Genomic DNA, 20,079 nt, shown 5'->3' on the forward strand with positions numbered 1-20,079 from the left:
ATGCCCGCATCTCTGGACGGCAAGCTTGTCGTCGCCATTTCCTCGCGTGCCCTGTTCGATTTCGAGGCCGAAAACCGACTGTTCGAAGCCGGTGACACCCGCGCCTACATGCATGCCCAGCTCGCGCACATCGATGATCCTGCAGCCCCCGGAGTCGCATTCTCCCTGGTGCGCAAGCTGCTCGGTTTCAACACCTCCGACCACCAGCGAGTCGAGGTCGTCCTGCTCTCGCGCAACGATCCTGTCAGCGGCATGAGAGTCTTCCGCTCCGCCACTGCGCACGGACTCCACTCCATCCAGCGGGGCGTATTCACGCAGGGGGACGATCCCTTCCGTTATCTGCGTCCGCTGGGCGCCCATCTCTTTCTCTCGGCCAATGATGCCGACGTGCGGGAAGCGCTGGCCCTGGGATTTCCCGCCGCCCGCGTCGCCACCTCGGCGCCACAGGCCAGCGACCAGCATCCCGATACGGTCCGGATCGCCTTCGACGGTGATGCCGTGCTGTTCGGCGACGAGGCCGAACGCATCTATCAGCAAAATGGGCTGCCCGCCTTCCAGGCCCACGAGGTCGCCCATGCATCCAGCCCCCTCCCGCCCGGCCCCTTCAAGCCGTTTCTGGAAGCGCTGCACAGTCTGCAGACTGCCTCCGAACAGGGCGACACACCGATGCGTCTGCGCACCGCCCTGGTCACGGCACGCAGCGCTCCCGCACACGAACGCGCCATCCGCACCCTGATGAACTGGCACATCTCCATCGACGAGGCCATGTTCCTCGGCGGACTGGCCAAGGGGCCCTTCCTGCGCGAATTCGAACCGGATTTCTTCTTCGACGACCAGACCGGCCACGTCCGCAACGCGTCCGAGCATGTCCCTTCGGGCCTGGTCACGTTCGGCGTCAGCCACGAACATCTTTCCTGATCTCTCCGCATGAACCTCCATTCCCATCTCACATCCCGCCGCGCCCTGGTGCTGTTCTCCGGAGGGCAGGATTCCACCACCTGCCTGGCCTGGGCCCTGCAGCGCCATGCCCACGTGGAAACCGTAGGCTTCGACTACGGCCAGCGGCACCGTGTCGAACTCGATGCCCGGCTCCACGTCCTCGATGCCCTGCGCGCACAGTTTCCTTCCTGGTCAGGCCGACTGGGAGAGGATCACATGCTCGACGTGAACATCCTCGGCCAGATCAGTGATACTTCGCTCACTCGCGACATGGCATTTGCCATGGAAGCCAACGGGCTGCCGAATACTTTCGTGCCTGGACGCAATCTCGTGTTTCTCACCCTGGCCGCCGCTCTGGCCTACCGTCGAGGCATCGACGTGCTGATCACAGGCGTGTGTGAAACGGATTTTTCGGGATACCCGGACTGCCGGGACGACACCATCAAGGCCATGCAGATCGCCCTGTCACTGGGCATGGATCGCCGCCTGCTCATCGACACCCCCCTGATGTGGATCGACAAGGCAGAAACCTGGGAACTCGCACATCGCCTCGGCGACGCCAGTGGCATCCCCGAGGGGGGCTCCCGGCTGGTCGACCTCATCATCGAACACTCCCATACCTGCTACATGGGCGACCGCTCCCATCGTCACGCCTGGGGATACGGCTGCGGCAGCTGTCCTGCCTGCCAGCTGCGCGCCCGGGGCTACGAAACCTATCTCGCAGCCCAGCAGTCCCACTGACACACAAGTTCCTCCTGAAGCCGCCATGCTGCAGCGCCCTTGGAGAGCCCCGCAGGAGCACCAGACACGGCCCGCGCATGACGGTGAAAACCTGACTCATTGCACGCTCACAGCCGATGCCCGCGAGCGTGAGAGCACGCCCCCAGTCACGACCAGCACCAGCGACAACGCTGCCAGCAGCAAGGCCAGCCATGCCCTGCTGGCCAGGGCAAATCGCCACCCTACCAGCAGCGCAAGCGGTGCCGCCAGCGCGCCGGTGAGCAGCATGCCCACATGGAGCGCAGCGGTATATATGCCAGTCACCGCGCTCATGCAATGCCGAAAATCGCGCGCAATGACCATCAGACTCGCAATGTGGCCGATTCCCAGACAGGCACCAATGAGCAGAGTCCCTGCGAACATCCCGAACAGCCCCGAGCAACGGCTCAGACCATCCCACGGCACCGATTGCCAGATCGATCCCCGTGGCATGCCCGCACACAGAAACCACCTATCCGGAGCCTCAGCCCCGCCAAGACGGCCAAAACCCGCGCACAGATCATCGAGGCGGCATTGGCCGAGTTCATGCAGCAGGGTCATGCGGCGGCCACCATGGGCCATATCGCCCAACACGCGGGCCTGGCCAAAGGGACGCTCTACACCTGTTTCGAAAACAAGGAAGCGCTGTTTCTCGGCTTGATCGAGCAGGTGGTCAAGGGCCCGCTCAGCGAAGTCGAGAAGCAGCCGATTCGCGAGAAAGAACTCGTGGTCGACCATTTCCGGCGCACCCTGCTGCCTGCCATGCGCACCATGGAAATGACTGGACGCGCTTCGGTGGCCCATCTGATTCTGGCGGAAGGGGTCAAGTTTCCCTTCCTGATCGAAGCCTATCGAAGGGAAGTCCATGCCCCCTTCCTGGCGCACATCCGTCACCATGCGCAAAGGGCCTTCCAACGCGGCGAAATCGGTGATGACACCTTGGCACAGCATCCCCATCTGCTCGCTGGACCGCTGTGGATCGGCATGATCCACAATGGCATCCTTGACCCCGAGCATCCGATCGATGGCGGCACGCTGTGCGAATCGCAGCTGCGCATGCTGTTCCGTCCACCATGCGAGTCTTCGTCCGTCACCGTAAATTCCGTGCATTCCTGAGGGGCGGCGGGTGCCGTTTCTCCGGCACAAAGAAAAGGCAGAAGTTCCAGCATGCTCGGCCGCTTGATTCCTGTACAGGATTCGGCCGGATGCGCATGCCATGCGCCACAGGCTCACGGCGCGTCTTCAGTGCCCATCCCCCTCGGCACCAAGATGGCCATGGGGAATGCTGCATCACATGTTGCATGCCACAACATGCATGTGCTTTGAAAAGCCACCGTTAAAACGAAAAAAAGGGCCGAAGCCCTTTTTTCAACAATGTGCAGATTGTGTACTGCAATCTGCACATTCACATATGGAGCGGGAAACGAGACTCGAACTCGCGACCTCAACCTTGGCAAGGTTGCGCTCTACCAACTGAGCTATTCCCGCGCTGTGCTGAAGCATGAAGTATAGCGCAGTTTCGGCACGCTCGTCAAAAGATCTGCATTTTTTGCAGAACAGCGCCGTTTAGCCCGCTGTCTGGGTCGCGCCTGCCTGGGCTGCATCCTGGTGCACCACCAGCACCGACATGGGCGCATGCGACACTACACGCTGTGCCACGCTGCCAAGCATGAGCTTCTCGACGCCATGACGGCCATGAGACCCCATCACGATCAGATCGGCACCCAGCTTCTGGGCCTGGTCGATGATGCCCTTCCACACCGCATAGGCATCTACCGTCATGACATCTACGGCCAGCCCCTTGGCGGCGAACATGGCTTTCACCTGATCGAGCACTTCGGTTGCTTCCTTGGTGATGGCGCTCATGTACTGGGCCTGCCCAAAGGCGAAATCCGGGCCGGCGCTGGCAAAGGGATAGGGATCGAGCACATACACTGCCGTGACCTTGGAGCCCAGCGCCTTGGCCAGATCGGAAGTCTTTTCCACGGCAAGCGTGGAGGTACGGGAACCGTCAACCGGCAGAAGGATATGTTTGAACATGATTCGTCTTCCTCAAAAGAATGGTGAATGGTGCCGGTCATCCCTGGAGGCTGCTACCCGTCCGCCTCTCTGCGACGCTCCGTCTTCATCAGCTCAATGAAGGCCGGATGCCAACCCTGCCCCGAAGCTGCTGCGGGTCTGGATGACCACGCCTCGCCACTCCGAGGGACACCGAATGCAATGCAGGGAAAGTGTACTCTGCGCCATGCGGATTGATAAGCCACGCAGACAGTGCCTGATTCAGGTCAAGGTATGCAGCGCATGTGGCTATACACTGCATGCGCCTGTGCGCCGACACGCGCGCAGGGATCATCGAGTCATCAAGGCAGAGGCAATCATGAGCAAACTGGAGTGGAATGAGGATTTCGTGCTCGGCGTGGACGCCATGGATCAGACCCATGTCGAATTTGTCGACCTGCTCGCACGCGTCGAGGCTGCCGACGATGCCCACCTGCTGGAAGAATGGCAGCACCTCATCGATCACACGGATGTGCATTTCGACAACGAAAACCGGTGGATGCTGGCCACCCGGTTTGCTGCCAGCAACTGCCACACCACCCACCATGGCGCGGTGCTGGGCGTGATGCGCGAAGGCCTCGAATATGGCCGCAAGGGCCATCTCAAGGTGGTACGACAGATGGCAACCGAACTGGCAAACTGGTTTCCCCAGCATGCAGACACCATGGATGCAGCCCTGGCCCTGCATCTGCGGCGGGTGGGCTACGACCCTGTCACGGGTGCCATGACACATCCCGAAATGCTTCCTCACGACGTGATCCACGGCTGTGGCGGAGACACCTGCTCCGAAGACTCCCAGGATCAGGCCACCCAGCCCCCTGTCACTGCCTGAGCACGCATCCGGAGCCAGGAAAACATTCTTTCGCGGAGTTTCTTCTCTATTCCTCTGGCACGAGAAGGGTATGATCCGCGCCATGGATACTTCCTGGGAATGGTTGCCGGTTCTGCTCGCCCTTGGCATCGCACTGTCGATGCAGCCGTGGCGTCTGCTGCGTGATACAGAGCTGCTGAACCCCTTTCTAGGGAGCCTGGTCATTACCCCATGGCTGTGGGCACTCCCCCGGCTGCACACCATGCCGCTTCAGCTGCAGCTGACCGGCTCGTGCATGGTGCTTCTCATGCTTGGCTGGCCCTTGGCAGTGCCTGCCTTCTGCCTGATCGCCGTGCTTTCGGCATGGATAGGTCATGCCCCACCCCAGCTGATCATGGAAAACGCTTTCTGGCTGGGCATCCTCCCTGCCACCTTGGCCATGCTGCTGGGGGCCCTCATCCGCAGATTCATCGGCACGCACCTGTTCGTGTACATCCTCGGTCGCGGCTTCTTTGGCACAGTAGCCTGCGTGTTCGCTTCCAGTGTGCTGCATGAATGGGCCGGCATGTCCTTGCCCCACGTCGATCCAAGTCTCACCACCATTGCCCACTGGCTCATTGCCTGGGGGGATGGTTTCATGACAGGCATGCTGACCGCCATTTTTGTGGCCTTCCGCCCGGAATGGCTGGCCACCTGGTCGGATGGGCTGTATTTTCATCATCCCCATGATCCCCCTTCCGCCTGAATCCGGCTGCATCACGGATGTGCGGGGCGTGATCGCCGGACATCACACCCGCTCCGATCGGCCCACTGGCTGCAGCGTCGTGATGGTGCCGCAAGGAGCGGTGGCCGCAGTGGACGTGCGCGGCGCTGCACCAGGCACGCGCGAAACCGATCTGCTCAGATCCGGCAATCTCGTACAACGCATCCACGCCGTAGTGCTGAGCGGTGGCAGTGCATGGGGACTGGACACCGCCACGGGAGTCGTGGCCTGGATGGAAGAGCACGGGCTGGGCATGGAAACCGGCTTCGGCCACCTGCCCCTGGTGTCGGCTGCCGTGCTGTTCGATCTTCCGACAGGGAATGCCCGTATCCGCCCCACCGCGCAGGATGGCTATGCGGCCTGCACTGCGGCATCCCAGAAGCCCCTTGCACAGGGCAATGTCGGTGCGGGAACCGGCGCCACAGTGGGCAAGCTTTTCGGAAACGACTGTGCCATGAAAGGGGGCATAGGCTCCGCCAGCCTCACCTTGCACGGCATCACGGTCGGGGCACTCGTGGCCTGCAACGCCGTCGGCGATGTGCGTGATGCTGCAAATGGCCACCTCCTGGCCGGCAGCCGCAAAACGCCGGACAGCCTTGAACTGCGAGATTCGATGGCCAGTCTGGTGCAGGGCCAGTCACCGGCCACGGTGCTGCCTGGCACCAACACCACCATCGGCGTCATCGCCACCGATGCCCGGCTCAGCCGCGAACTGCTCCAGCGCCTGACCGTGGCCGGGCACGATGGTCTGGCCCGCTGCATCACACCAGTGCATACCCTGCTGGATGGCGATACCCTCTTCGCCCTGGCTACAGGGCAGGCCGATGTCGTGGACACGCCACCGCCGGATGCACTGACACTGGCAGCCATGGCCAGCACAGTGGTGTCCATGGCCGTACATTCCGCCATCTGCAGCGCACAGTCCCTGCGGACAGACGATTCATTTTGGCCCAGCGCAGCCGAAGCAGCGTTGGCTGCCCGCCCCCGCCCGCAGAAATAGCCCTCAGACCTGATCGGATCGGATCCCAAGCACAGCACACTGGAGCCTTTCCCAAATCGGTTCCGTCAAGGGTCAATGGATGGGCCGCAGAAAGAGCCCCACCGTCAGACCCAGCCCGATGGTGACAATGGCCATGCGCAGAAGACGCTCGTTGACACGGTGCAATGCCCAGGCTCCAAGCAAGCCTCCGAGAATGGCTCCACTTCCCAGGCACACGGCCTCACGCCAGTGCAGATCCGGGGAAAAGACAAACAGAGCCACAGCCGATGCGTTCATCACTCCGGCAAGGGCATTCTTGGTTGCCCCGGCATTGCGCGTCGGCAAGCCGGCCATGGTGAGCGCCGCCATCATGAGAAAGCCTATGCCACCACCAAAATATCCCCCATAGATGGCGATGAGAAACTGCACCATCCCTGCCGCCACCGGCCCCAGAGCGGCAGAAGCCTCGATCGGCCTGCGACGAAAGCTGCCCCAGGCAAACATCACGGTGGCAAACAGCACCAGCCATGGCACGAGACGTGCAAAGATCGAGGAAGGAGTCTTGAGCAGCAGCAGCCCCCCGAAGGCCCCTCCCAGCAGACTGATGACGAACAGCGCCCTGAACCCCAGCTTCCCAGCCCCTGTCACGTGGCGCCGCCCTGCCCAGCCTGAAGTCACCTGCCCGGGAAACAGGGCTACCGTGGAGGTGATGTTGGCAGCGAGCGGCGACATGCCAGACAGGATCAGCGTAGGCAGGGTAATGAACGACCCCCCTCCAGCCAATGCGTTCTGGAGGCCCGCCCACATGCCGGCCATGAAAATCAATGCATAGATCATTCGTCATTCCTCTCCCGCGCCAGGCCCATCACGCCCCTCAAGGACGCACTCCCTCTGCGAATTGCACGCCATTCTAGGGATACCGGAACGACTGCGCACACGCAGGGCCTCCACAGACTTCTCACCGCCTCTTTCATGAGAGGTGCGGAAAGGCGGCATAAAAGGAGTCCTGTTGCCCCCCATGACGCAACTTTCTTGAAGCACAGAATCATCGGCAGGCCACAGGCCTCAAAATGCTGCTATAATTCAATGCTTCAGCGGCTGTAGCTCAGTTGGATTAGAGTACTTGGCTACGAACCAAGGGGTCGTGGGTTCGAATCCTGCCAGCCGCACCACCTTGAAAAGGCCTGCACTTTCTGTGCAGGCCTTTTTCTTTGCGTGGAATCGTCTGCATCGACACATCTCTCCTGCAAACTCCTTATAACCATCAAAAAGTCATGCTACAATGAATGCCTTCAGCGGCTGTAGCTCAGTTGGATTAGAGTACTTGGCTACGAACCAAGGGGTCGTGGGTTCGAATCCTGCCAGCCGCACCATATTGAAAAGGCCTGCACTTTCTGTGCAGGCCTTTTTCTTTATCTTCTTTATCCCTGTTTCTGCGCCGCACGGAGGCAGCCTCGCCTCCGTTTTCGTCCTCAGCGGAAAAAATCAGCGCGGGCTGAGGGCACCACTCACCAGCTTGGAAGTGATGTCGACGATATCGACCATGCGGCGATAGGGCATGCGCACGGGGCCAATCACCCCCAGAGTGCCGACCACCTGCCCTCCCACATGGTAGGGCGCGCTGACCACGGACAGCTCCTCCACTGGCAGCGAGCCACTTTCGCCCCCGATATAGATATGCACCCCTGCCGCCTGGATCGACTCGTCGAGCAGCCGCATGAGCTGTGTCTTCTGCTCGAACAGCTCGAAGGCACGACGCAGCTGGGTCATGTCGGAGGAAAAATCCGTGACGGAAAGCAGGTTGCGCTCTCCCACAATCACCACGTCCTGTCCGTGATCCTGCAGCTCTTCGGCGCTGGCCTGAATGGCCGCCTCCATGAGTGCAGCTATTTCACCCTGAAGGTGCTCGACCTCTCCGCGCAGACTGGCCCGCACCTGTTCCATGTCCATGCCGCTGTAGTGCTTATTGAGATGGCTGGCGGCTTCAGTCAGTCGGGGCTGGTCGAAATCGGTCTCGGTGAAAAGGACACGGTTCTGCACGTCTCCGCCTGGCGACACCAGAATGACCAGCACACGCCGCTCGGACAGGCGCAAAAAATCAATGTGCCGAAAGGCCGATCCACGGCGGGGACTGACCACGACCCCCACGAACTGCGACAGATCCGAGAGCATATGGGCTGCCTTGGCAACAACCTGCTTGGGTTGCTCGGGTTCGAGCGTGAGGCTGGCGGGAATCTGCCTGGACAGACCAGCCGGTTCGGCGGTGAGCATGGCATCGACCACCATGCGGTAGCCACGCGCAGTGGGAATGCGGCCTGCCGAGGTATGAGGACTCGCCAGAAGCCCCAGATCTTCCAGGTCCGCCATGATGTTGCGGATGGTTGCCGAAGACAGCTCCAGTCCGGGCATCTGCGAAAGCGCACGCGACCCTACGGGCTGCCCGTCGGCAATGTAACGGTCCACCAGGGTCCGGAGCAGCAACTTGGCGCGGTCATCAAGCATGGCGTCACATTTTAATGATCTAATGCGCACATGAAACCAAGATTTCAACATGTGGGGCTGATAGGAAAGTACCTGCGCAACTACCCGGCGCCGCAGGCTTCACAGACCGAGGGGACACCCGCCAACATCCTGATGAGCGTCGCTACCTGCCTGAAGGAGCAGAGATGCCAGGTGGCCATCGAATCGCGCTCCGCCGAGATCACCGGACTGGATCGGCTGTTCCCCACCCTGGAGATGGTGGAGATCGGCCAGCAGTGCGATCTGGCTGTAGTGGTGGGTGGAGACGGCACCATGCTGAGTGCTGCCCGTGAACTGGCCCCTGCCCAGGTACCGCTCATCGGCATCAACCAGGGGCGTCTGGGCTTCATCACCGACATTCCGATCGACCGGGTGAGCGACACGCTGCCGCCCATGCTGCAGGGAGCCTATACCGAGGATCCCCGCGCCATGATCCACAGCCACGTGATGCGGGGCAACAGCTGCGTGTATGACGCCCTCGCCTTCAACGACGTGGTCATCAACCGGGGGAGTACCTCGGGCATGGTGGAACTTCGCATCGAAGTAGATGGCAATTTCGTCTGCAACCAGCGTGCGGATGGTCTCATCATCGCCACCTCCACTGGCTCCACGGCCTACGCACTGTCGGCCGGAGGGCCGCTGATGCATCCCTCCATTCCGGGCTGGGTGCTCGTGCCGATAGCCCCGCATACCCTGTCGAACCGCCCCATCGTGCTCTCGGATTCCTGCAAGGTGACGCTGGAACTGGTGGCAGGACGCAAGGCCAGTGCCACCTTCGATACCCAGTCGCTTTCTGCCCTGCAGCCCGGAGATCGGGTGGTGGTGCAGCGCTCAGAGCTGCAGGCCCGGTTTCTGCACCCCATCGGCTGGAATTATTTCGACACCCTGCGGGAAAAACTGCACTGGAACAAAGGAGGCAACTGACCATGGCCCTGCGGCGCATCACACTTCGCGATTTTGTGATTGTGCAGACGCTGGACCTGGATCTTGCCGACGGGTTTACCGTGCTCACAGGCGAGACCGGGGCAGGCAAGTCCATTCTGATCGACGCTCTGCAGCTCGTCATGGGAGCACGCGCCGATGCACATGCCGTGCGCGAAGGCTGTACCCGCGCAGACATCACTGCCCAGTTCGACACCATCGCACCTGTGCTCCCACTCCTCGATGCCTATGGCATCGAGCCTGATTCCGAGTCGGGCCTGCTGCTCAGGCGCAGCATCGACAGCCAGGGCAAGAGCCGCGCCTGGATCAACGGCATCCCTGCCACGGCGACCCAGCTGCGCGAGCTGGGCAGTTTGCTGGTCGATATCCATGGCCAGCATGCCTGGCAGTCCCTGATGCACCCGGCCTCGATCCGCCTGCTGCTCGACGCCTATGGCCGCATTCCGGCTGAGGCCCTGCAGGTTCCCTGGGCACAATGGCATGCACTCCAGGCACAGCTCGAAGCAGCCCAATCCGGTCTGGCACGCCGCGAGGAAGAACGCGAGCGACTGCAGTGGCAGGTGGCCGAGCTCGACAGGCTTGCCCCCCAGCCAGGCGAATGGGACACGCTCAATGCAGAACACCAGCGCCTGTCGCATGCCCAGCAGCTCCTTGAAAGTGCACGGCAGGCCATCGACCTCCTCGACGCCGAGGAAGTCGGCGTACAGCATGGCCTGCGCCGCGCGGCCCAGACTCTGGCCGACCATGCCTCGATCGAACCCCGTTTCCAGGAATGGATCGAGCTGCTCGAATCCAGCCAGACCCAGTTGCAGGAAACGCTGCGTGGCTTGGGCGGCTATCTCGATCGCGTCGAATGGGATCCGGAGCAGCTGGCCCAGCTCGATCAGCGCCTCGGAAGCTGGCTGAGCTTGGCACGCAGGCTGCGTCTCGCACCGGAATCGCTGCCTTCAACCTGGCACGACTGGAAGCAGGCGCTGCAAGCTCTCGAAGACGACATCGATGTGGCGGCCCTCGAAACCCGGGTGACGCAGGCGCGGGAAGCCTATCTCCAGGAAGCCGAGCACATCAGCCAGCTCCGCCGCAAGGCCGGCGCCCAGCTCGCTGTCGCCATCACGGCCGCCATGCAGGAACTCGGCATGGAGGGGGGGAGATTCGAAGTCTCTTTCCTCCCAGCTCCTCCCTCTGCCACTGGCACGGACACCATCGATTTTCTGGTATCAGGACACAGCGGCAGCAGTCCTCGCCCCATTGCCAAGGTGGCCTCGGGCGGCGAACTCTCCCGCATCTCGTTGGCCATTGCCGTCACTACCAGCAAGCTGGGACAGGCACCCACCCTGATCTTTGACGAGGTCGACGCGGGCGTGGGTGGCATCGTGGCCCACACCGTGGGCCGCATGATGCGCCAGCTGGGACAGGATCGCCAGGTACTGGCCGTCACTCACCTGCCACAGGTAGCAGCTTCTGCCCATCACCACCTGCGTGTATCCAAGGCCATCGATCCCCAGGACCACGCCACAGTCAGTCATACCGAACCGCTCGACGATGCCGGCCGTGCTGCCGAACTGGCCCGCATGCTGGGCGGCGAGCCCGGTGCAGCCACCCCATTGGCCCATGCCCGAGAAATGCTGAAAACCGGACAGGCCACTGGGGACGAATCGGTACAGACCGAACTTTTCACCCCCCGTGGCCGCAGCGCGTCTTCCCGGACACGCCCTTCCTGAGCCGATCATGCCCCCCCTTTCTCCCCTCCCCTCCTCGCTTCCGGCCAGCCCCTCTCCCTCTCCAGAGGCCCTCCCCATGCGGCTGGTGATCATCAGCGGCATGTCGGGCTCCGGCAAGTCGGTGGCGCTGCATGCCATGGAGGATTCCGGTTTTTACTGCGTCGACAACCTGCCGCCCGAGCTGCTGCTGCCGTTCATTGAAGTGGAGCGCCAGCACCAGAGCCGCCTCGTGGCCATTGCCGTGGATGCCCGCAGTGCCAATTCCCTCCCCCTCATTCCGCTGCAGATCAACACCCTGAAGCGCAGTGGGGTCGAGGTATCGGTGCTTTTTCTGGACGCCAGTGACGCCACGCTCATGCGCCGTTTTTCGGAGACGCGTCGCAAGCACCCCCTCACACGCATCGCAGGCAAGAACCAGGATCAGGATCTGCGCGATGCCGTTGCACTGGAGCGCGAGCTGCTGGCAGATTTCCGCAGCCACGCCCATGTGATCGACACCACAATGACCCACGCAGCCCAGCTGCGCAGCCACATCCGTGCCCTCATGGCGCTGCCGCAAAGCCACATCACGCTCGTGTTCGAATCCTTCGGATTCAAGCGTGGCACTCCGACCGACGCGGATTTCGTGTTCGATGTGCGCATGCTGCCCAACCCGTATTACGAGCCGGCGCTGCGCCCGCTGACGGGCCGTGATGCCCCAGTCATCGACTACCTGGAAGCACAGCCTGAAGTCGGCATCATGCACGCCAACATCCGGGACTTCATGCAGCGCTGGCTGCCTGCACTGGCGGAAAACCACCGCAGCTACGTCACCGTGGCCATAGGCTGCACCGGAGGACAGCACCGTTCGGTCTATCTCGTCGAACGGCTTTATCAGGATTTCTGCAGCGAGTGGACCTGCCTGCGCCGCCACAGGGATCAGGATTTCTGATCAATCCTACCGGCTCTCTGTCCAGAGAACCAGATGTTCTCTTTCCTGCAGCCATTTGCGCACCGGCGCTGGCAGCCCCAGGGACTGCCAATCCGAGCGCCAGCCGGCCTGTCTTTCCGCATCCGATGGCCCTGACGCGGCAGAAGCATCCACCTGCAGGCACAACGGCTGCAGATACAAATCCTTGTGGGTCAGCACATGCCTGAAAGAAGGAAATGCCTCCAGCGCTCCTTCGGCTGCCACTCCCCATTGGGCCCTGGCGTACTCGCGTGCGTCCTGCTCCGCAGCAAATACCGGCACACAGTACAGCCCCGCCCAGATGCCTGTGGACGGACGTTTTTCCAGCCATATGCCGGCTGCCGATTCTGCCACCAGCAGCCACCACGTCTCCGCTGTACGGCGCAGGCGACGCGAACGCACCGGATATGCGGTCTCGCAGTGCAATGCATGGGCCACACAGCAAGACTCCATGGGACACTGGGTGCAGACAGGATTCCTGGGAGTGCAGATCATCGCCCCCAGATCCATCAGCCCCTGGGTATAGGCCTGCATGTCGGCTGGACAGACGGGAGCTGCCGGAAGCAGTGCCGCTGCCCGCCCGGCCAGGCGACGCAGCGCGGCCACCTGCGAGAGATCATCTGCCATCCCCAGCACCCTGCAGAGCACCCGCTGGACATTGGCATCCAGAATCGATACCCGCTCCCCGAACGCAAAAGCCGCAATGGCTGCTGCCGTCGAGGGGCCTATGCCCGGCAGCTGCTGCAACTCAGCCGCCGAACGGGGAAAGCATCCGCCATGGTGCGCCACGATGTCCTGGGCGCAGCGATGCAGATTGCGGGCGCGGCTGTAGTAGCCCAACCCGCTCCAGAGCGCCATGACCTCATCCTCATGGGCACGTGCCAACGCCTGCACATCCGGAAATGCCTGGAGAAACCGCCCGTAGTACCCCAGAACCGTCGTGACCTGCGTCTGCTGCAGCATGATCTCGGAGAGCCATATCCGATACGGATCATGCCCCCCCTGCCAGGGCAGCCCATGTCGCCCGCAGCGCCGCTGCCACTCGATGAGCCTGGGCGCAAAGAGAACTTCCACCTCCGCGTGCTCGTTCGCTCCCTGGCTGTCGGATATCTCCATGTGCAGTGCGTCGTCAGGCTGCGGGGACTGGGAATGTCGCCAGCTCTTCGATCATCCGGCGCAGTTCCGCTTCTGCGGCGTGATTGGCCGCCAGCGCATCCTGAATTTCCTGAATCCGTCCATCGAGATCGCTGGACGCAGACTCTGCCCGCTCCAGCGTCTTCATGCGACGCTTGAAGCTGCGGCGGCGCTCGCGCAGCTGCGTATCGATCTGACTGGCCACCGATCGGCTCCACTGCTCAATGTCGTTCATGGCCTTCTCGAACACGATCCGCAGACGCGACACCAGTGCCCTCAGCAGCCGATCCACGAATTCGGGCTGTGACAGCTTCAGGAGATTGCCCATTCCCAGGTAGTGCGCATGCCCAGTCTCGATCTCTGCGAGCTGGCGCAGATAATCGTCCATGCGGGGCGGCGGATCGGCCTGCAGCGTGAAGGCAAATTCTGTATTCAGCTGCTTGAACATGTTCTGGAACAGCCCGTGCATGTCATGGGCCTTGGCATCGGCCTCCATCACCCGTGCCTTCAGCTGCTCGAAAGTCGTGGCGTAGGCCTTGCGTACCCCGAGCTTGATGAACCCCGACTCCTGCAGAGCGCTCCTCAGTCCCCCCATGTCCTTGAGCAGCTGGTTGCTGCCCAGCAGATCGAAGATTTCCTGAAGAATCTTGCGGTGCACGGCGCGCAGCGCGTGGGCCCTGCCCACCGACATGTCAAAGCCTTCCTGCTCGCCCGCAATGCGCTTGCGCTGATGGTCAATGGCAGCCTCGGTCTTGCCCATCAGGCCATGGAGCTCTGCCACCTGGTCATCGAGCTCCTGACGCTGCATGGCAAAGACCTGCTCCTGCTGACGCTCGATGGCCCTCATTCCCGCCGCCATGCGGGCCTGCAGAATGGCCTGGCGCTGATGCACGATGCGCTCGCCGAGCACCTGTTCCAGCTCCGGCAGGCGGCTGCGGGCCAGCATGTCTGCATCTCCCGACACCTTGGCCTGCAGCCCCTTCTTGGCGGAGACGGTCATCACGCGGTCTTCCCGGACTCCGAGAATCTGCGCAGACTGCCGGCGCTGTGCCTCGATCTGCTCGTCCACCTGCGAATCCGAACTGAGCGTGTCATCCCACAGCGTGTCGATTTTGTTGAGCACCACAAAGCGCGAGGCATCATCGCCCCCTTCTCCCGCCAGATACTCGCGCCAGATATCCAGATCGGATGCCGTGACGCCCGTGTCCGCCCCCAGGATGAACACCACTGTCTGCGCCTGGGGAATCAGGCTCATCGTGAGTTCGGGTTCCGCCCCGATTGCATTGAGCCCTGGCGTATCCAGAATCACCAGACCCTGCCGAAGCAGCGGATGATCGAAATTGATGAGTGCATGGCGCCACTTGGGCACCTCCACGCTGCCATCTGCCGCCTGCATGGGATTGTCCTTGGCCCCATCGCTCCAGAAACCCAGCGCACGCGCCTCCTCCACAGTCACCTGAATGGTGTCTGCCACCTTGTGCAGAGACTCGATGAGCTGGTCTGGATCATGCACATCCAGATCAACCTGCGTCCACTCTTCGGGAGTCAGCCGCCACTCCAGGAGGGGCTTGGCTTCGAGCCGGGTGTGGATGGGAAGCAGCCGCAAGCAGGCCCTGCCCGTTCCGTCATATCCCAGCTCCGTCGGGCACATGGTCGTGCGCCCGGCACGAGCCGGCATGATGCGCTTGCCGTATCCGGCAAAAAAGATGGCGTTGATCAACTCCGACTTGCCGCGCGAGAATTCCGCCACGAAAGCCACCATCAGCTTGTCGCTGCGGTTCTGCTGCTGCAGGCGCATGAGCTGGGCCTGGGCCTCAGCCGTCGACAGTTCGTGTGCCTCCAGCCAGCGCAGCAGCTGATCAAGCCGTCGATCGATTTCCTTGCGCCACTCGGTATGTCCTTCGATCTTGTCGCTTAGCATGAAGTCAATCCATAGAAATAGGGGGATTTCGTGGAATCATACAGAAAACGTAACATAATTTTTCTTCATCTTCGGCGCTGACATAGCGCACAGAAGTAGGTGGAGCGCTGCCCCTGCCTCACCATGCGAATGGGTGTACCGCACACACGACAGGGCTCACCCTCCCGTCCATACACCATGGCCTCCAGCTGGAAGTGCCCATTCCTGCCCTCCGGACTCGCAAAATCCCGCAGCGTAGACCCCCCTGCCTCAATGGCATGCTGCAGCACGTCACGGATGGCTTCCCATAGACGTCGGACCTGGGGCCTTGTCAGCCGATCCGCATGCTGCTCTGGATGAATACGGGCTCTGAACAAAGCCTCCGAGGCATAGATGTTGCCCACCCCGACCACTACATCTCCCGAGAGCAGCACCTGCTTGATGGCGGCCCGTCGCTGTCCCAGGGCATTCCCCAGGCTTTCGGGTGTACACGCATCACCCAGCGGCTCCATGCCCAGATGCCCCAGCAGCTTCTGCACCACAGGGGCTTGCGCGCTTTCGGCATATACCACGGCGCCAAAACGGCGGGGATCATTGAGCCTCAGCACTCCCTGCGTAGTATCGAGTTCAAAATGATCATGAGGTCCCCATGGAGGCATGTCTGCGCGATCATCCATGCGCAGTCGCCCCGACATGCCCAGATGCACCACCAGCACGCCCTGATCCAGATCGAGCAGCAGGTACTTTCCCCGCCGGCGCACATCCTGCACCTGGCGCTCCACCAGCCCCTCGGGAGCCACGCCCAGCGGCCAGCGCAGCGGCTTGCCCATGCGCACAGCCAATATCCTGCTCCCCGGCAGATGCCCCAGCAAACTGCGACGCGTCACCTCGACTTCCGGCAATTCCGGCATACGGCGATCCCTTTCTGAACGTGCATGACAGGAAACGGGATACCGGGAATGCAGCCCCCAGTCGCCATTTCCGCACTTCCGCTGCAGGCCCATGTCCCCAGACGAGTACATGCCTGGATGCTTTCTGCCGCGTTGCCCTCCCAACTGGTGCCGTGCAGCCCTCCCTCAAGAGGAAAGGAACAGCTTCTTACACCCCACATGCCCGAGGCCCCGTCAGCGCAATCAACTTCCCTTATTATGGGACACAGCCAGCGCGCCGCTTTTGACCTCCGCGCACTCTTGTCTTTTTGCCCATGTCTCTTCGTTCCTCCCTCTCCCTTGGGCTGTCCCTCACAGCCGCCTTGCTGTGCGCCCCGCCTTCCCTGCACGCCACACCGGTACACGCTCCTTCTGCCCCCCACCGACACGCCCGCACAGCCAAGCCCGCAGCAGAACGCCCCCCCCTGGTGCTGGATGCCACCACCCAGGCCATCATCGCCAATTCCACGGCCGCCTATGACGTACTGGTGGGGGAACTCAATGCGCAGCACCGTCAGCCGGCGCATGCCTACGCCTACCTGATGGATGCCGCCCGGCGTACCGGCGACACCCGTCTGTATGCGCGTGCCACCGACATGGCCCTGCAGGCCCGTGCGCCCGATATCGCACTCCGGACCGTGGCCGAATGGAAGGCTGCCGCCCCCAGCGACTTCGAGGCCGAAAGCTACCGCATGCAGATCTATCTGCTCATGGGCCGACTGGAAGACACGGCAGCCCCTCTCCAGACTGCCCTCACGCTTGCCTCCGAAGACAAGCGACAGGAGCTGATTCATGCCCTGCCCCTGCTCTACTCCCAGGCCAGGAATCCCGCGCGTGCGCTGGACATCGTAGCCCCCATTCTCCAGCCGCACCAGCGCGTTGCGCAGACTGCCTTTGTAAGCAATCTCGCACTGGCACGCATGCAGCTGGCCGCGCGTCAGTATCCAGAATGCCTGTCCACCCTGCAGCAGGCGGTGACCGCCCCGGTATATGGCGGCTCTCTCGGAGCCGCCGTTCCCAACCGCGAACTCCCCTCCCTCGTCGCGCTGGATCTGATGCGCAACAGCCGCATTTCCATGCCAAAGGTGGCCACTGCAGCGGAAAACATGATCCGGCATGAAGTGGCACGCCCCGATGCCAGCCCCGATCTGCGCATCAGCTACGCCAAGGTCCTGGTGGAACAGCGTCGCTACAACGACGCCGTCACCCAACTGGACCGTCTGATCTCCCTGCACCCTGATGACCCCACCGTATGGCTGCTGCAGGGAGCCCTGCAATTCCAGCTCCAGCACTGGAATGCTGCAGATGCGGCGCTGCAGAAATACCTGCAAGTCCGCAAACCAATGGAGTCTGCGCTCATCGAATCCGAGGGCCCTGCTCCCACACGCCTGTCCCAAAGCCTCACCCTGGCCGAAAGCGACATCCAGGCCTACCTGCTGCTTGCCGAGATTGCCGACATGCGCAACGACTCCACCGCTGCAGCCCAATGGATCGCACGCATTCCCTCTCCGCGTGCACGCACAGCGGCCATGATCCAGCGCGCCGAAGCCCTGTCGAGACAGCAGAAATACGGACCCGCTCTGCAGCTTGCTCAGGAACTGCCCCACAAGACGGCAGCAGACAGCGCCCTGCGTGCCCTGTTCATCTCCCAGATCCAGGAAAAAACCAAGCAGTATGCCCAGGCCGAGCAGACACTCGACCAAGCCTTGTCGAGTGACCCCGACAATCCCGAGCTGCTCTATGCCCGTGGCATGATCCGCGAGGCTCAGAATCGGCTCCCGACCGCAGAAGCAGACCTGCGCCGCGTCATCGCACTCAAACCCGAATCGGCTGCAGCCTACAACGCCCTCGGCTACTCTCTGGTACAGCGCAATCTGCGCGTGCAGGAAGGCCATGATCTCATCGCCAAGGCCCTCAGGCTCGATCCCGAAAACGGCGCCATTCTCGACAGCATGGGCTGGGCCCAGTATCGACTGGGCCATCTGGAAGAAGCACGTCAATGGCTCGACAAGGCTTTTCTGGCCGAACCCCAGCCTGAAATCGCGGCCCACCTCGGAGAAGTGCTCTGGCGTCTTGGCAAACCCGATGCTGCACGCGCCATCTGGAGCGAAGGCCTCAAGATGGATGCGCACAATGCCATCCTGCTTGAAACCATCGAGCGCCTGACCGGACACAGAATCCCCTGAATGCAGGGTTTCCTGCTCCCGGCAGCACAGTCGATTTCTCTCGCCATGTCCACCATGCTTTCCCCTCACCATCGAGCCGGACGACTGCTCTGCGCCGTCAGTCTGGTTGCACTCGCCCTGAGCGGCTGTGCAGTTTCACGCCCCTCCTTGCCCCATGCCGGAAACGCCTCTGAGGTCCTGTCCGCGGCCAATCACTGGCATGGACGCATCGCACTGAAAGTCGACCAGGATCCCCCCCAATCCTTCATTGCAGGCTTCGAGCTCCAGGGCACACCCGAACAGGGCTCCCTCAGCCTGACCTCCCCGCTCGGCAACACCGTCGGGCGCATCAGCTGGACAGCCCAGCAGGCCCTGCTCGAACAGGGCGGTCACACCCGCTCCTATGCCAGCCTCGACACGCTCGTGACAGACATGACAGGAACAAACATCCCCATTGCTGCCCTGTTCGACTGGCTCCATGGTCAATCCACCCCCGTGCAGGGCTGGATCCCCGATCTCAGCCGTGCACGAGAGGGGCGCCTGTCCGCTCTTCGCCAGCAGCCCCTGCCCACCACCCACCTGCATGTCATCCTCGACCAGGCACAACCCACCCCATGAGCTCCCGTTCCCTCGTCGGCCTTTCCGCTCCTGCCAAGCTCAACCTGTTCCTGCATGTCACCGGGCGCAGACCAGACGGCTATCACACCCTGCAGTCCGTCTTCATGCGCATCGACTGGCAGGACACCCTCGATTTCACCCTGCGCAAGGATGCCACCATCACGCGCCGTGATACCGGCACCACCTCTCCACTCCCGGCCGATGACCTCTGCGTGCGGGCTGCACATACGCTCCAGCAGGCCACCGGCTGCTCCATGGGAGCCGACATCGTCCTGCATAAATCCATTCCATCGGAAGCAGGCATGGGAGGCGGTTCCTCTGACGCCGCCACCACCCTCATCGCACTCAACACCCTCTGGAACCTGAAACTGGATACACAGCAGCTACTCACTCTTGCGCTGCAACTGGGAGCGGATGTCCCTTTTTTCATTCTGGGACATGACGCATGGGTGGAAGGCATAGGGGAGCGTCTCACCCCCATTGCACTCCCTCCTGCACGCTTCCTGGTCATCAAACCAGAAAGCGGCGCCCCCACGGGCAAAATTTTTTCTGCACCTGACCTTGTTCGAAACACAATTCCTGCTACACTTCAGGACTTCGTTGCAAGCACTTCTCCGTATACTTACGGACACAACGACCTGCAACCTGTAGCCAGCGCACTGTGTCCCGAGATTCAAGCTGCACTGGATTGTCTCGCAGACCTCGGTCTGCAGCCGCGCATGACAGGTTCAGGGAGCGCAGTGTTTGCATGGTTGCCGCAAGGTTTTGATGCGCCTGCCGCCCTACAGCGGGTTCCTCAAAAAAACTGGAAAATCAGAATCTGCAGCAATCTAGCCGTCCATCCTCTGCTACAATGCACGGCTTAACGAAACGCGATACGGCTGGTTGCTTC

At 62.0% G+C, this 20,079-nt stretch carries 19 protein-coding genes and 3 tRNA genes; 14 read left to right on the forward strand and 8 right to left on the reverse strand.

The features are described 5' to 3' along the window. Entirely contained in the window at positions 1-918 is a 918-nt protein-coding gene (locus ACP2WS_RS02825) for a 5'-nucleotidase (protein ID WP_374491270.1), read from the forward strand. Positions 919-927: 9 nt separating this feature from the next. Continuing rightward, positions 928-1,680, forward strand: a complete 753-nt coding sequence (gene queC / locus ACP2WS_RS02830; protein ID WP_426459404.1) for a 7-cyano-7-deazaguanine synthase QueC — start codon at positions 928-930, stop codon at positions 1,678-1,680. 96 nt (positions 1,681-1,776) lie between these two features. On the opposite strand, the gene ACP2WS_RS02835 is transcribed toward queC, so the two are convergent. Beyond that, positions 1,777-1,947, reverse strand: coding sequence for a hypothetical protein (locus ACP2WS_RS02835; RefSeq protein WP_426459406.1), 171 nt, complete (start codon positions 1,945-1,947; stop codon positions 1,777-1,779). 6 nt (positions 1,948-1,953) lie between these two features. Here ACP2WS_RS02835 and ACP2WS_RS02840 point away from each other — a divergent pair, with 6 nt between their 5' ends. Next, positions 1,954-2,814, forward strand: coding sequence for a TetR/AcrR family transcriptional regulator (locus ACP2WS_RS02840; RefSeq protein ID WP_426459408.1), 861 nt, complete (start codon positions 1,954-1,956; stop codon positions 2,812-2,814). A 296-nt stretch (positions 2,815-3,110) separates the two neighbouring features. On the opposite strand, the gene ACP2WS_RS02845 is transcribed toward ACP2WS_RS02840, so the two are convergent. Together ACP2WS_RS02845 and ACP2WS_RS02850 are read right to left on the reverse strand one after the other, a co-directional pair. Continuing rightward, positions 3,111-3,186 (reverse strand) — tRNA-Gly (locus ACP2WS_RS02845). Between the two features lie 78 nt (positions 3,187-3,264). Further along, complete coding sequence (locus ACP2WS_RS02850; RefSeq protein WP_374491276.1) at positions 3,265-3,738, reverse strand: universal stress protein; 474 nt, start codon at positions 3,736-3,738, stop codon at positions 3,265-3,267. Between the two features lie 337 nt (positions 3,739-4,075). On the opposite strand from ACP2WS_RS02850, the gene ACP2WS_RS02855 reads away from it, so the two are divergent. From ACP2WS_RS02855 to ACP2WS_RS02865, 3 genes are all read left to right on the forward strand, one after another. Further along, a complete protein-coding gene (locus tag ACP2WS_RS02855) occupies positions 4,076-4,588 on the forward strand; it encodes a hemerythrin domain-containing protein (protein ID WP_374491278.1) in 513 nt (170 codons plus the stop codon). 82 nt (positions 4,589-4,670) lie between these two features. Then, complete coding sequence (locus tag ACP2WS_RS02860) at positions 4,671-5,312, forward strand: energy-coupling factor ABC transporter permease (RefSeq protein WP_374491280.1); 642 nt, start codon at positions 4,671-4,673, stop codon at positions 5,310-5,312. After that, on the forward strand, positions 5,293-6,330 hold the full coding sequence (locus ACP2WS_RS02865; protein WP_426459411.1) for a P1 family peptidase: 1,038 nt from the start codon (positions 5,293-5,295) through the stop codon (positions 6,328-6,330). The genes ACP2WS_RS02860 and ACP2WS_RS02865 overlap by 20 nt, the downstream gene beginning before the upstream one ends. Before the next feature lie 72 nt (positions 6,331-6,402). Here ACP2WS_RS02865 and ACP2WS_RS02870 read toward each other — a convergent pair whose 3' ends face one another. Beyond that, positions 6,403-7,143 carry a sulfite exporter TauE/SafE family protein gene (locus ACP2WS_RS02870; protein ID WP_426459581.1) on the reverse strand — a complete coding sequence of 247 codons (741 nt, stop codon included), beginning with the start codon at positions 7,141-7,143 and terminating at the stop codon, positions 6,403-6,405. A gap of 260 nt (positions 7,144-7,403) precedes the next feature. Here ACP2WS_RS02870 and ACP2WS_RS02875 point away from each other — a divergent pair. Both ACP2WS_RS02875 and ACP2WS_RS02880 read left to right on the forward strand, forming a co-directional pair. Continuing rightward, a tRNA-Arg gene (locus tag ACP2WS_RS02875) sits at positions 7,404-7,481 on the forward strand. Between the two features lie 123 nt (positions 7,482-7,604). Then, a tRNA-Arg gene (locus ACP2WS_RS02880) sits at positions 7,605-7,682 on the forward strand. Between the two features lie 112 nt (positions 7,683-7,794). On the opposite strand, the gene hrcA is transcribed toward ACP2WS_RS02880, so the two are convergent. Further along, entirely contained in the window at positions 7,795-8,811 is a 1,017-nt protein-coding gene (gene hrcA, locus ACP2WS_RS02885) for a heat-inducible transcriptional repressor HrcA (protein ID WP_426459413.1), read from the reverse strand. A gap of 30 nt (positions 8,812-8,841) precedes the next feature. Here hrcA and ACP2WS_RS02890 point away from each other — a divergent pair, with 30 nt between their 5' ends. From ACP2WS_RS02890 to rapZ, 3 genes are all read left to right on the forward strand, one after another. Next, on the forward strand, positions 8,842-9,753 hold the full coding sequence (locus ACP2WS_RS02890; protein ID WP_426459415.1) for an NAD kinase: 912 nt from the start codon (positions 8,842-8,844) through the stop codon (positions 9,751-9,753). A gap of 2 nt (positions 9,754-9,755) precedes the next feature. Beyond that, positions 9,756-11,492 (forward strand): DNA repair protein RecN, encoded by a 1,737-nt coding sequence (gene recN, locus ACP2WS_RS02895; RefSeq protein ID WP_426459417.1) that lies wholly within the window; start codon positions 9,756-9,758, stop codon positions 11,490-11,492. Between the two features lie 76 nt (positions 11,493-11,568). After that, the gene (gene rapZ / locus ACP2WS_RS02900; RefSeq protein WP_426459582.1) at positions 11,569-12,423 is read left to right on the forward strand and encodes an RNase adapter RapZ; all 855 of its coding nucleotides are present in this window, start codon (positions 11,569-11,571) and stop codon (positions 12,421-12,423) included. Between the two features lie 6 nt (positions 12,424-12,429). Here rapZ and mutY read toward each other — a convergent pair whose 3' ends face one another. The 3 genes from mutY to mutM all read right to left on the reverse strand — a co-directional run bounded on the left by mutY (position 12,430) and on the right by mutM (position 16,386). Continuing rightward, on the reverse strand, positions 12,430-13,557 hold the full coding sequence (gene mutY, locus ACP2WS_RS02905; RefSeq protein WP_426459419.1) for an A/G-specific adenine glycosylase: 1,128 nt from the start codon (positions 13,555-13,557) through the stop codon (positions 12,430-12,432). Between the two features lie 13 nt (positions 13,558-13,570). Beyond that, entirely contained in the window at positions 13,571-15,496 is a 1,926-nt protein-coding gene (locus ACP2WS_RS02910; RefSeq protein WP_426459421.1) for a dynamin family protein, read from the reverse strand. Positions 15,497-15,561: 65 nt separating this feature from the next. Next, complete coding sequence (mutM, locus tag ACP2WS_RS02915; protein WP_426459422.1) at positions 15,562-16,386, reverse strand: bifunctional DNA-formamidopyrimidine glycosylase/DNA-(apurinic or apyrimidinic site) lyase; 825 nt, start codon at positions 16,384-16,386, stop codon at positions 15,562-15,564. Between the two features lie 293 nt (positions 16,387-16,679). Here mutM and ACP2WS_RS02920 point away from each other — a divergent pair, with 293 nt between their 5' ends. Genes ACP2WS_RS02920 through ispE form a run of 3 tightly spaced genes read left to right on the forward strand, consistent with a single transcriptional unit; the run spans position 16,680 to position 20,053 of the window. Next, a complete protein-coding gene (locus tag ACP2WS_RS02920) occupies positions 16,680-18,590 on the forward strand; it encodes a tetratricopeptide repeat protein (protein WP_426459424.1) in 1,911 nt (636 codons plus the stop codon). Between the two features lie 45 nt (positions 18,591-18,635). Next, positions 18,636-19,187 carry a lipoprotein insertase outer membrane protein LolB gene (locus tag ACP2WS_RS02925; RefSeq protein WP_426459425.1) on the forward strand — a complete coding sequence of 184 codons (552 nt, stop codon included), beginning with the start codon at positions 18,636-18,638 and terminating at the stop codon, positions 19,185-19,187. Then, on the forward strand, positions 19,184-20,053 hold the full coding sequence (ispE, locus tag ACP2WS_RS02930) for a 4-(cytidine 5'-diphospho)-2-C-methyl-D-erythritol kinase (RefSeq protein WP_426459426.1): 870 nt from the start codon (positions 19,184-19,186) through the stop codon (positions 20,051-20,053). Before ACP2WS_RS02925 ends, ispE begins: the two co-directional genes overlap by 4 nt. Positions 20,054-20,079: the final 26 nt, after the last annotated feature.

It is taken from the genome of Brachymonas moutaii (nom. illeg.), assembly GCF_049977365.1.
Lineage (GTDB): Bacteria > Pseudomonadota > Gammaproteobacteria > Burkholderiales > Burkholderiaceae_C > Brachymonas.